The 12,055-nt window shown below is 38.7% G+C and carries 16 protein-coding genes and 1 tRNA gene; all 17 read right to left on the minus strand.

Translation table 11 applies throughout. The features are described from left to right. Positions 1-13: 13 nt before the first annotated feature. Positions 14-280, minus strand: a complete 267-nt coding sequence (gene fliQ / locus HCN_RS03415) for a flagellar biosynthesis protein FliQ (protein ID WP_002957507.1) — start codon at positions 278-280, stop codon at positions 14-16. A 34-nt stretch (positions 281-314) separates the two neighbouring features. Then, positions 315-413 (minus strand) — tRNA-Sec (locus HCN_RS11195). Between the two features lie 36 nt (positions 414-449). Further along, positions 450-1,010 carry an FKBP-type peptidyl-prolyl cis-trans isomerase gene (locus HCN_RS03420; protein ID WP_002957508.1) on the minus strand — a complete coding sequence of 187 codons (561 nt, stop codon included), beginning with the start codon at positions 1,008-1,010 and terminating at the stop codon, positions 450-452. Beyond that, on the minus strand, positions 1,007-1,852 hold the full coding sequence (locus tag HCN_RS03425) for a tetratricopeptide repeat protein (RefSeq protein ID WP_014666550.1): 846 nt from the start codon (positions 1,850-1,852) through the stop codon (positions 1,007-1,009). The genes HCN_RS03420 and HCN_RS03425 overlap by 4 nt, the downstream gene beginning before the upstream one ends. 20 nt (positions 1,853-1,872) lie before the next feature. Continuing rightward, on the minus strand, positions 1,873-2,346 hold the full coding sequence (locus HCN_RS03430; protein ID WP_014666551.1) for an OmpA family protein: 474 nt from the start codon (positions 2,344-2,346) through the stop codon (positions 1,873-1,875). Between the two features lie 61 nt (positions 2,347-2,407). Further along, positions 2,408-3,661: a Tol-Pal system protein TolB gene (gene tolB / locus HCN_RS03435; protein ID WP_014666552.1), complete on the minus strand. Its 1,254-nt coding sequence runs from the start codon at positions 3,659-3,661 to the stop codon at positions 2,408-2,410. 9 nt (positions 3,662-3,670) lie between these two features. Beyond that, entirely contained in the window at positions 3,671-4,363 is a 693-nt protein-coding gene (locus tag HCN_RS03440; protein WP_014666553.1) for an energy transducer TonB, read from the minus strand. A gap of 1 nt (position 4,364) precedes the next feature. Continuing rightward, entirely contained in the window at positions 4,365-4,766 is a 402-nt protein-coding gene (locus tag HCN_RS03445) for an ExbD/TolR family protein (RefSeq protein ID WP_002957513.1), read from the minus strand. 5 nt (positions 4,767-4,771) lie between these two features. Beyond that, positions 4,772-5,335 (minus strand): MotA/TolQ/ExbB proton channel family protein, encoded by a 564-nt coding sequence (locus HCN_RS03450; RefSeq protein WP_002957514.1) that lies wholly within the window; start codon positions 5,333-5,335, stop codon positions 4,772-4,774. A 3-nt stretch (positions 5,336-5,338) separates the two neighbouring features. Then, a complete protein-coding gene (atpC, locus tag HCN_RS03455) occupies positions 5,339-5,731 on the minus strand; it encodes an ATP synthase F1 subunit epsilon (protein ID WP_002957515.1) in 393 nt (130 codons plus the stop codon). 12 nt (positions 5,732-5,743) lie between these two features. Continuing rightward, entirely contained in the window at positions 5,744-7,144 is a 1,401-nt protein-coding gene (gene atpD / locus HCN_RS03460) for a F0F1 ATP synthase subunit beta (protein WP_002957516.1), read from the minus strand. A gap of 20 nt (positions 7,145-7,164) precedes the next feature. Beyond that, positions 7,165-8,058, minus strand: coding sequence for an ATP synthase F1 subunit gamma (gene atpG, locus HCN_RS03465; protein WP_014666554.1), 894 nt, complete (start codon positions 8,056-8,058; stop codon positions 7,165-7,167). Between the two features lie 12 nt (positions 8,059-8,070). Next, complete coding sequence (atpA, locus tag HCN_RS03470) at positions 8,071-9,585, minus strand: F0F1 ATP synthase subunit alpha (RefSeq protein WP_014666555.1); 1,515 nt, start codon at positions 9,583-9,585, stop codon at positions 8,071-8,073. 21 nt (positions 9,586-9,606) lie between these two features. Further along, positions 9,607-10,131 (minus strand): F0F1 ATP synthase subunit delta, encoded by a 525-nt coding sequence (locus HCN_RS03475; protein ID WP_002957519.1) that lies wholly within the window; start codon positions 10,129-10,131, stop codon positions 9,607-9,609. Continuing rightward, entirely contained in the window at positions 10,131-10,649 is a 519-nt protein-coding gene (locus tag HCN_RS03480; RefSeq protein ID WP_231900540.1) for a F0F1 ATP synthase subunit B, read from the minus strand. Before HCN_RS03480 ends, HCN_RS03475 begins: the two co-directional genes overlap by 1 nt. Positions 10,650-10,656: 7 nt before the next feature. After that, a complete protein-coding gene (locus HCN_RS03485; protein WP_002957521.1) occupies positions 10,657-11,082 on the minus strand; it encodes a FoF1 ATP synthase subunit B' in 426 nt (141 codons plus the stop codon). A gap of 81 nt (positions 11,083-11,163) precedes the next feature. Further along, complete coding sequence (locus HCN_RS03490; RefSeq protein WP_002957522.1) at positions 11,164-12,051, minus strand: ParB/RepB/Spo0J family partition protein; 888 nt, start codon at positions 12,049-12,051, stop codon at positions 11,164-11,166. Positions 12,052-12,055 lie beyond the last annotated feature (4 nt).

Below are 12,055 nucleotides of genomic sequence, written 5' to 3' on the forward strand. Positions count from 1 at the left end.
TAGCTCAAATTACTTAAAAATTAATGCTAGAAATCATCGTAAAGAGCATACGCGTATAATCAGTAATCATATTAATCATCCACGGCATTGCAAAGATAATCACAGCCACAACGGCAAGAATCTTTGGCACGAAAGTGAGTGTCATTTCATTGATTTGTGTTGTTGCCTGAAAAATACTGATAAGTAGCCCCACAATAAGCCCAGCTAAAAGCATAGGGAGCGATAGAATCAAGGTGAGCTTGTAGGTTTGAATAGCTAGAGCCATAAGTTGAGCTTCCATAGAAATCCTTTACCTAGTGATTAAAAGTTAAATTTGGCAGGAAGGCGAGAGAATCGAACTCCCCAAGGATTAGACACCTAACCCTTCAATGGGTTTGAAGCCCACGACGCCCACCAGAGACGCTTGCCCTCCATTTAGAATCTAAGACTTTGCCTTAGATTCTAAAACTTTAGTGGCTACAGCCACAACCTCCACCGCCGTGGCTATGTCCGCCACCACCACAGCAACCTCCACCGCCGTGTCCGCCACCACTTCCACAGCCACAACCTCCACCAACACCACCTTGGAGAATTTCCGCCTCCGTTGCTTCACGCACATCAAGGATTGTTACATCAAAGCTAAGCGTTTTACCCGCAAGTGGGTGATTATAATCCACCATAACAGCCTTGTCATTAAAATCTTTTACAATCACTTGCACGGTTTGCCCATCTTCGCTTTGTCCAAAAAGTGTCATTCCAGCTTTTAGGTCAATGCCCTCAAATTGTTCGCGTGGAACTTCGTGGATAAAATCACTATTGTAGATTCCATAAGCATCTTCTGGCTTGATTGTGGCTTTAATGTTTTCGCCAACTTTTGCACCCATAAGGGCATCTTCAAGTCCGCTTATCACCTGTCCGGAACCAACGAGAAACTCTAATGGAGAACCTCTCTTGTTTGAATCAAGCAGGGTATTATCCTCTTGATTGAATACTTCGTATTCTATGCTAACAACTTTATTTTGTGCAATCATTTTTTATCCTTTTTTTCTTTAAGTTTTTTTGCATTTTGGGCTTCCTTGCTCATAGGGTAGTTACTTATCAAGGAATCCAAAAACTTATTATAGTTTTTTGTATCTTTGATAGCGTTGAAAGATTGAGCAGTATGGAGTAAAAGTGTAGGCATATATTTCGCCTTGTCATTTGCCAACGCACTCTGCTTGTAGTTGTAGATAGCATCATTGTAGGCTTTGCTGGTAAAGGCAATTTCGCCAAGATAGAAATGACACTCTGCTTTTTTGTATTCAAGGCTAAGTAACCACTCAAACCGAGCTTTTGCAGAATCGTATTCTGTTTTTGTGAATAAGTCTTTGGCTTGAGTAAATATCTCTGCCTTTTTAGTTTTATCCTTTGTGAAAGAAGTTGATGTTTTAGAATCTGCATTGGCGTTATTTGTTTGGTTTGGCTGGTTGCTAAGTTTTTTAAGTTCATCTAGGATTGTTTGATTTAGGGTTTTTAGGCTTGTGTTAAACTCTTCAATTTGTGTTTTAAGTAAGGTAATATTTTGGGTGTTTGTATCAACTTGTTGTTGGAGTTTTTTATACAATTCAGCTTGTGTTTTTAACTCTTCAATATCTTTTGATTGTTGGGTTGTTTGAATAAGCTGTTGTTGAATCTTTGAGTTTTGAGATTCGTGGAGACTTGAGATTCCTTCTTGGGCTTGTTGGATAGTCTCTACTTTTTGTTGAAGTTTTGTAACGACACTTTGTAGAGCCTTTAGATCATTTTTTGTCGCACCGCTTTGCTTTTCAAAAGCGGAAGGCTCACCGAGACAAAAAAGGGGAAAAAGAAGCAAAAAAGAATAAAGCTTTTTCAATTTCTAGTCCCTAAGTTGCGTTATTTAGCGAGTTTGAACTCAACGCGTCTATTTTCTTGGTTACACTCCGGTGTATCTCCACTTGTGCAAGCTGGCTTGCTTTCACCATAGCTTACAGTTTTGATTTGAGAAGCACTAACACCACGAGTTGTGAGGGCATTTTTTACCGCATTTGCTCTTTTTGTGCCAAGGGCGTAGTTGTAAGCATCTGATCCATAAGAATCTGTATGTCCTTCAAGCACGACTTTAGCACCTGTAGATTTAAGCGCAGCCGCACTCTTTTCTAATCCATCTTCCATATCTTGGCGGATATCGTATTTGTCAAAATCAAACAGAACTTTCGCATATCCAGCAGCTGTATCTGCTGCCAAATCCACAAAGTTATCCTGACCAGAACTTGCAACTGTGCCTGATCCAGTATCTGCAGCTTCAGGCTCTGAACAACCAACTGACATAAGAGCAGCTAGAACACCTATTGCAATGTATTTTTTCATTTTGTCTCCTTTGAAAATGGTATCACCTGATTGTATTTTGTAAAAGTAAATACATAATATTTTACCAGTCAAAAGCTTGAATCTTTATCTTACTAAGTGGAAAAAAGTAATTTGCATTATAATCTACACGGATAATTCCTAACGCACTTTGATTTTTATAATGCTTAAGATACATAATGCTTCCTCCATCGCTTGAGTATTTTGGCATTTGATTTTTGCCATTTGCTGTCAAGCGGCGGATATAGTTTGATCCCGGAGCTAGAGAGATCAGGTAGAGATTAAAGGTATTTCCGCCAAACTCATTGTTTGTCTCACGGCTTGTATAGACGGCATATTTGCCATTTGAGGTGATCGCACTATTGTTTCTTCCGTGTAGCACGACTTGTTCTGTGCCACCGCCATCAAGTCGCATCATAAAGATATTTGGATAACCAAGTCTATCAGACACAAAGATAATTTCCTTTTCATCATTAACAAATTTTCCATCAACATCAATACCCGAATAGTTTGTCAGCCTACGCAAATTTTTGCTTTTGGTATTAAAAATATATAAATCAGAAAGTGCGGTAGGAGAAAGGCTAAGGATAAGATTCTCTCCATTTTTGCTAACATCAGATACGATGGCGACACCCTCACTGCCTACGAGCTGTTCAATCTGCCCTGTGGCAAGGTTGTGTTTAACAATAGTTGGCACTTCAAGATATTTTGTATAATAAATGCTTTCCTGCTTTGAATCTGCCCATTTTGGGAAAATATTTAGCCCACCTTTGACAACGACTTTTTGATAAGTCAAAGTATAATCACAAATGAGAATCTCACTACTACCAGAACCAACATAGCGGGATAGAACAACTAAGCGTTGCATCCACTGAATGCTAGGGGCTTTGATATATGAGTTTATATCAATTGTCATATTGTGAGCCAAAAAAGGAAAGCGTTTTATGTCATTTTCAGTATAGGTTTTAGTGAATATATGCTTTGAAGTGTTGATGTCATAAAGAGAGAGAGTAGCTGTTAGTGTGGAGGATTTAGCGACTTTAATTTGTGCAAGTAAATCCATCTTTTTCTCTGCATAGTCTGCGTAATTTATGTCATTAGACTTATTGACACCGCCATCATCAGCTTGAAAATGTCCGCTTACTTTAAGGTCTGCCACAAGCATTTTTAGCACTTTGGTTCCAAAATCTGCATTTTCAGAATCTAGCCTTTCTACCATAATGTAGGGAATCTTATTGCCATTTTTGACTATCTCCAATGTTGCATCAATGGCAAAAAGTTTTAAGCTAAGTAATAATATTAAACCAATAAATCTCATAGGACTCCTTTAATTTTTAAAAGTAGTAGCGATCTCTTTTGAACCTTTTGGGTGTGGAGGGAAACGCATTTGTTTGCATTCCTCTAGCATTACTTTTAGAGAATCATCAAAGGCTACATTGCCTGAGTATTTTACAATGTTATAGCTAAAATCTCCATTGTTTGCTATGCGAATATAGACTAATGCCTGCATTTTTTCTTCAATGGAAAAAGTTTTTTGCCATTGCCGGAGCATAATTTTTTCAATCTGGGCATACCACTCATCATATTCCCCATCATTTTGGCTTGTGTCTGTGCTAATAGTGAGATTGCTTAGGCTGTTTAATTTGTTTTGCAACTCTTGGGCGGAGGATTGCAATTCTTTGAGCTTATCTTTGGTATTTTGCTCTAGTTTCTCTCTATCATCGCCAATGGGCGAGTTTTGGCTGGGTATATCACTATCTATTTTGCTAAACATATCTTTTATGCCAGAGCCAGTAAGCGGGTTATTTGTGCTTGAATCTTGTTTATTTGGAGCGGGTGTTGGCTTATCATCAATGATGGCTTCAATGCTAATGGCATTGAGTGCTAGGGTAGATTCTAGCAAAGATGAATAATGTGTGGGCTTTTGGTAAAAAAAAGTAAAAACTAAGGCGATAAGAAGCAGACAATAGATACAAAATGAGATAATACCGCTTGTGATAAATAAAAGGGCGTTGTTCATTTTAGCTACTAGTTACAAGAGATACTTTTAAGAAGCCAGATTCTTTTGCAACTTTTAGGATATAGATAATGTCTTCATATTTGAGATTTTTATCAGCACGGATAAAAATGCTCGTGTCTTTATCAAAGTTTTTGCTAAAAAGCACAAAGCTATCAGCAAAGTTTTTAAATTCATAGGTTTTATCGCGGATATGGATTTTTCTATCCGAGCTTACACGGATTTCAATCATAGAATCTTTGGCAATTTTTTTTGATTTTGAACCTTTAGGAAGTGTAATGTCTTCTTGATAGGTGATAGTAGGAGTGCTTACCATAAGGATTGCCAAAAGCACAAGCATAATATCAACAAGGGGTGTGATGTTGAGTTCAGGTTTTTCTTCCCAATCAAATTCACTAAGATTCATTTGGCTTACTTATTTGCAAGGATAAGGTCTATTTGCATTTGAATGCAAGTGATGATGTGATATGCTTTGCGTTTGAGAAGCAAATGAAAAGAGTAGGCAGGAATGGCAACAAGAATCCCGGCCGCAGTAGCCACAAGTGCCTTTGAAATAACAGGTGCGATAACATCGAAAGACACATTGCCTCCACCCAACACACTAAAAGTTTCAAGAATCTCAACTACCGTGCCAAATAGTCCTATAAATGGTGCGGTTGAAGCGATAATGCTTAAAAATACCAACGAAGCAGTCGCCCTTTGCGTGGCTTTAAGCTTCCACACTTGTAAAATCTCTTTTGAGATACGCCCTTCACTTTTTTCAAGCAATGCTGTAATAAAGCTGTTTTTTGGAATCAAAATGCTTTTGGCTATCAGCATATCAAGATGATATTTTTCAGTTGAAAGCCAATCGCCTAGCGTAAAATTCTTATAAAAATATATCCAAAGTGTTAAAAGAAAATATATTGAGAGCCACAAAAGCACAATAATCGTCGTTATCGTGCTTTCTGCGAAGAAGGTTTTGAGAAAATCCATAGGTTAGATTCTGCTCCTTGTTGCATTTTCTATGCGAGAGACTACCGCTCCAATAAGTGCATTATCTGTCGTAGCTTCAGCGAGAAGAGTTCTAGCATTATCAAGTGCTGAAGCGATTTCGGATTCAGCACTTCCACCGATAGCAACTGCGCCATCAGCTATGATTTTAACATCAGTAGAAGACACTTCAGCATATCCCCAATTAATAGCGACAAGCTCCCTATTACCCTGTGTATTTTCAAACTCAATCACACCAACTTTAAGAAGGGAAAGAATGTTGCAATGCCCCGGATAAACACCGAATTCCCCTTCGCTCCCGGGCATAATGACATACTTCACTTCGCCATTATAAATACTTCCATAAGGAGTAACAATACTTAATGTAAGATGCTCCATATTCTCTCCTAACTATGCACTTTTAAGTTTTTGTGCTTTTTCCAATGCTTCTTGAATGTTACCCACCATATAAAACGCATTTTCAGGAATATCATCATATTTTCCTTCAAGTATTCCCTTGAAGCCCTCTAGCGTCTCTTCAAGTGTTACATATTTGCCCGGACTGCCTGTGAAGATTTCAGCAACAAAGAAAGGTTGAGAAAGGAATTTTTCAATTTTTCTCGCCCTATCAACAATCTGCTTATCTTCTTCTGAAAGCTCGTCCATACCCAAGATGGCAATAATATCTTGCAAGTCTTTATATTTTTGTAGCACTTGCTGAATCCCAGTAGCTACCTTGTAATGTTCCTCTCCAACAACTTGTGGGTCAAGGATTCTAGAGGTAGAATCAAGTGGATCAACAGCCGGATAAATGCCCTTTTCAGAAATTTTTCTATTAAGCACCGTTGTAGCATCAAGGTGAGAGAAAACAGACGCAGGAGCTGGGTCAGTCAAGTCATCTGCAGGAACATACACGGCTTGAACCGATGTAATAGAACCTTTTTTGGTTGATGTGATTCTTTCTTGCAATTTACCCATTTCTCCTGCAAGTGTTGGTTGATAACCAACCGCAGATGGAATCCGTCCAAGCAACGCAGACATTTCAGATCCAGATTGTGCGTAGCGGAAGATGTTATCAATAAACATCAGCACATCAAGTCCTTTTTCATCACGGAAATATTCCGCCATAGTCAAACCTGTAAAGGCAATACGATTTCTCGCACCAGGTGGCTCATTCATTTGTCCATAGCAGAGTGCGACTTTATCTAAAACACCACCTTCTTTCATTTCGTTATAAAGGTCGTTTCCTTCTCTTGTTCGCTCACCAACACCCGCAAACACAGAATAGCCACTATGTTTGTAAGCAACATTATGGATAAGCTCCATAATAACAACGGTCTTGCCAACTCCAGCACCACCAAATAATCCAACTTTTCCACCTTTAGAGTAAGGAGCAAGTAAATCAACAACTTTGATACCTGTTTCAAACATTTCTGTTCTTGTGCTTTGGTTTTCAAAGCTTGGTGCTTCTCGGTGAATCGCCCATTTAAGATCGGTAGCAAGTAGCTCACCACCATCAATCACATCGCCTGTAACATTAAAGATTCTCCCTAGCACTGCTTCACCAACAGGCACTTCAATCATTTTGCCACGAGCTTTTACTTCCTGCCCACGCGTCAAACCTTCTGTCATATCCATAGCAATTGTGCGGACACGATTATCGCCAAGATGTGCGGCAACCTCTAGCACAAGTCTGTTTTCTCTGCCTTCAACATCAAATATAACATCAATGGCTTCATTAATCATCGGTAGATAAGATTCAAATTCCACATCTACCACGGGACCCATTACTTGCGTAATTTTACCTTGCATTTGTTCTCCTTTTTATAAGTTTATTTTATTGCTTCTGCACCAGCATTAATCTCAACAAGCTCTGTTGTGATTGCTTCTTGCCGTGCTTTGTTGAGTGAAATGGTAAGACTTTTTACCAAATCCCCAGCATTGTTTGTCGCCGCGTCCATAGCTTGGATTCTCGCACTATGCTCTGCTGCTAATGAATCTACTAAAGCATAATACATATTGTATTGAATGTATTTTTTAGCAAGTTCATCAAGGATAGCATCTTCTTCATCTTCTGGTTCAATATTGAGAATAGAATCTTGCGAATCTTGCTCTACATTGATTGTAAGTGGAAGGATAGCACGAGTTTCTAGCTCTTGGGAAATCATATTTTTAAACCCATTATGGACGATGATAACTTCATCTGTCGCACCATTGAGAAAATCTTCCACAACACTATCAATAAATTTCGCTGCTTTTTCAAAGGTGGGCATAGCACTTAGCCCAACAACCTTATCAAGCACCTCAATATCATTGAAAGCAAAAAATGATATGCCCTTTTTACCGATGCCTCTTAGGCGGACCTTGATATTTTTTTGCTTGTAGCTTTCCATAAGACGAACAACTTCCTTAATAGTTGTCGTGTTAAAGCCACCGCACAAACCCTTATCGGCTGTGATGAAAACAATATCAAGCTTTTTAATCTCTCTATCTTTGGATTTGACAAAAAAGCGACTATTAATGCTATCAAGCCCCCTTAAACGGATTTTTTTCACAACATCATCAAACATTGCGTTAAGCTGATTGGCATATACCTTTGAGCGTCTTGCTAACTCTTCGGCTTTTTTGAGCTTGGAGCTAGAGACAAGCTTCATTGCTTTTGTTGTCTTTTGTGTGTTCTTGACACTCGTTATCTGTTTTCGTATCTCTTTAAGGTTGCCACCCATAATAGCTCCTTATTACGCCCCAAAGCTCATTTTGAATTCTTCAAGGGCTTTGCTTAGCTCGGCTTCAATGTCTTTGTCTAACGCCTTTTTCACACTGATTTCTTCAAATATTTTTGGATATTTCGCTTCAAGGAATGGATAAAGCTCAGATTCAAATGCTACAACTCTATTAGCAGAAATACTGTCTAAGAAGCCATTAGCCCCGGCATAAATAATAATCACCTGCTTTTCAATAGCTAAAGGAGAATATGGAGGTTGTTTTAGAATCTCAACCATTCTTTGTCCTCTTTCAAGTTGTTTGCGACTTGATTCATCAAGGTCTGAAGCAAATTGCGAAAATGCTTGAAGCTCTCTATATTGTGCCAAATCAAGACGCAATGTCCCGGCTACTTGTTTGGTTGCCTTAATCTGTGCTGCTCCACCAACACGCGATACGGATAAGCCCACATTAATAGCTGGACGAATACCGGAGTTAAACAAATCTGTCTCAAGGAATATTTGCCCATCTGTGATTGATATAACATTAGTTGGAATGTAAGCGGCTACATCTCCCGCTTGTGTTTCAATGATTGGCAATGCTGTAAGTGAGCCTGCACCCAAATCATCATTAAGCTTTGCAGCTCGTTCAAGCAAACGAGAGTGGAGATAGAATACATCACCCGGGAATGCTTCACGCCCCGGAGGTCTTCTCAAAATAAGAGACATTTCTCGGTATGCCACAGCATGCTTACTCAAATCATCGTAAATGATAAGTGCGTGTCGTGCATTATCTCTAAAATATTCGCCAATAGTTACGCCTGTATAAGGTGCTAAGAACTGCATTGCTGCAGAAAAAGATGCTGGAGCATTAACAACGATTGTATATTCCATAGCCCCGTGTTCTTCAAGCTTTCTTACAACTTGCGCAACCGTAGATTCTTTTTGCCCCACAGCGACATAGATACATACAACATCTTGACCTTTTTGATTGATAATCGTATCCACAGCAACGGTTGTTTTACCTGTTTGCCTATCGCCGATAATAAGCTCTCTTTGCCCTCTACCGATTGGCACGAGTGCGTCAATGGCTTTGATACCGGTTTGAAGCGGTTGATGAACTGATTTTCTAGACATAATGCCCGGTGCTTTTTCTTCCACAAAGCGATATTCACTCGCCTCAATCGCACCTTTACCATCAATAGGTTCTCCAAGTGTATTAATAACGCGTCCAACCACAGCATCGCCAACAGGCACTTTCATAAGTTTCTTTAGTCTTTTGACAGAAGTCCCTTCTTTGATTGTGCGTCCAGAGCCAAGCACAACCACACCCACGCTACTTTCTTCAAGATTGAAAGCAATTCCAGTGTCGCCTGTGTCAAACTCTACCATTTCATAATACATTACATTATTTAGCCCATATACCTTTGCCACACCATCGGCATAGGCTATAACTTTACCTGTCTCGCTAATATCAATATTAATATTGAAGTTCTCAATTCTTTCTTTGATGATTGAGCTGATTTCTTCTGACTTAATTTTTGTTGCCACTTTGTCTCTCCTTATGTTAATTTAAAGTGCTTTGAGAATATGATTTTTCAAATCACTACTAAAGCGATCTTTGGAAAAAGATACCTCAATACCTAAATCCTCAACGCTTAGTTTAATGCCATCTGTTCCACTTAGCTCCTGCTTGATACTAAGCTTGACACCAAGTTTTTTGGCTAGAGAATCCTGAATCCTTTCAAGCGTTTTGTTATCAAGCTCATCTTTGCTGACAAGCACCGCTGCGTATTCCTTTTTGCGTGCAAGCAGACGCTTTTCAAGTTCATTGCTGATATAGGGGATAAGTAAGATTCTATCTGTTTGAGCGATGAGACGGAAGAAGTTTTGAATCTTCGTATCAACATTTTTAAGAGAATCTAACAAAAACTCCTCTTTTTGTGTTTTGCTCAAAAATGGGGAAGCGATAATGTCAGCAACTCTTTTGCTTTTTAGGACACTTGAAAAAGCTTTGAGAATGCTAAGAGACTCATCTAAATCACAACCAGAATCCATAAGAGCTTGAGTATATTTCTTGGAAATAATATTGAGCATTACGAAATCCTTTTTGTAATAATATTCACATAATCTTCTTTGTTGAGCTGTAGATTCTGACTTTTAGTCAGCTCATTAAGGAGATTCTCAACACTTTGTTGCACAGCTTTTCTGTGTTCAAATTCAATATTTGCCTCAAGTGAATGCTTTAATATTTCAATGTCTCTCTTGATTTGTTCATCATATTTTTGACGAATGAGATATTCCTCCTGTTTAGCAGAACTAACAATTTCCTTAGCCCTTTCTTTACTCTCTTCTAAGCGTTTTTGTGCGTTTTCTCTTTCTTGCTTGGCTTTATGAAGATTGTCTTGGACTTCTTGCAAACGCGTGGCAATCGTATTTTTCCTTGTTGTAAAAATACCTTTAATAGAGTCAAAAGCGAAATACCACAAAATTGCCAAAAAGATAACAAAGTTAATAACACGCGGGATAAAATCACTCTCTTCAATACTCGCAGAAGCTAGGAGAAAAGAGGGAAAAGCTACAAGCAACGCACAACACAAAATTTTTCTCATCATAATCCTCCTAAATTTGCTTAAGCTTTGAATCTAAAGCGAGTTTAAACACTGGGAGCTGTTCTAGCAATTCCGCGTAAAGCTGTGCCTGTTGATCCTGCAATGCTTGTTTAGATTCAGCTAATTTCTTTTCATTCTCTGCTTTTTTGGCATTAATCTTTTCTTCATAAGTAGCCTTTGCTTCTTTTGTGGCTACTTCTAGGATTTGAGCAGCTTCTTTTCTCGCATTTGATAGGATTTGCGTAATCTCTTCATCAATGCGTTGGATATCGCCTTTATGACTTTGTGTGCTTGATAAGTCTCGTTCAATAGACGCATCACGATTGCCTATAAAGGTCATCATTGGTTTAAAAAGCCATTGATTAAGTAGGTAAATAAGAAGGATAAAAGTAACAAAAACGAGCAACATTAAATATGGATTAAGAGTAATGCTCATCTAAACTCCTTGTGGTAAAAATTACATCAAAAACTTCAAGCATTCTAACAAGTTAAAATATATTAAACCTTAAAGAATGTATTATTTTGCTATTTTTTTTAACAATGTGGTAATTTCTGCATCACTTTTGAAATCTATGCTTAGTTTTGTTGCATTGATACTGCTTTGAATCCCAAGTGATGATAGCTCCATTCTAAGCTCTTCTAGCAAGGATATATCAAGGCTTTTAGCCTGTCCTTTTGGCTTTGCTTTGCTGATAGAATCTTTGGCTGTGGAATCCTGCCCATTTTTAAGCTTTTTAATCAGTGTTTCGGTATCACGCACACTTAGTCTTTGCCCTATGATAGAATCTGCCACAAGTTTTTGTTCAGATTCACTCAGTGTAACAAGCATTTTAGCGTGTCCTTGCGTGATTTTCTCTTCACCTAGCATAGTTTTAACTTCATCGCAGAGCTGCAATAAACGCAGGGTATTTGTGATTTGCGTCCTTGATTTGTTAATGCGTTTTGAAAGCTCTTCGTGTGTAATATCATACTCTTCAAGCAGCTCTTGATAGGATAGTGCCAATTCAATGGCGTTAAGCTCTTCGCGTTGGATATTTTCAATGATAGCAAGCTCACGCATTTTCTTTTGCTCAATTTCAGCTACAATTGCTCTTATATTGCTTAGCCCAGCGAGTTTTGATGCACGCAGTCTCCGCTCTCCAGCGATAAGGACATAATCACCATCGCCATTATCATACACGACTATGGGCTGCAACAAGCCGTGTTCTTTTATAGATTCTGAAAGCTCTTGAAGAGCCTCTTGGTTGAATGTTTTTCTAGGCTGGTAGGGATTTGGCTTAATAATATCAATATCAAGATCTAAGACGAGCGATGAGTTATCGCTAAGATTCTGCTCGTAGGCTTCAGCCGTTTCGGCAAGTATCGCCCCTAAGCCCCTGCCTATTGCTAACTTTTTTTTAGCCATTGTT

It is taken from the genome of Helicobacter cinaedi PAGU611 (assembly GCF_000284635.1).
GTDB classification, from domain to species: domain Bacteria; phylum Campylobacterota; class Campylobacteria; order Campylobacterales; family Helicobacteraceae; genus Helicobacter_C; species Helicobacter_C cinaedi.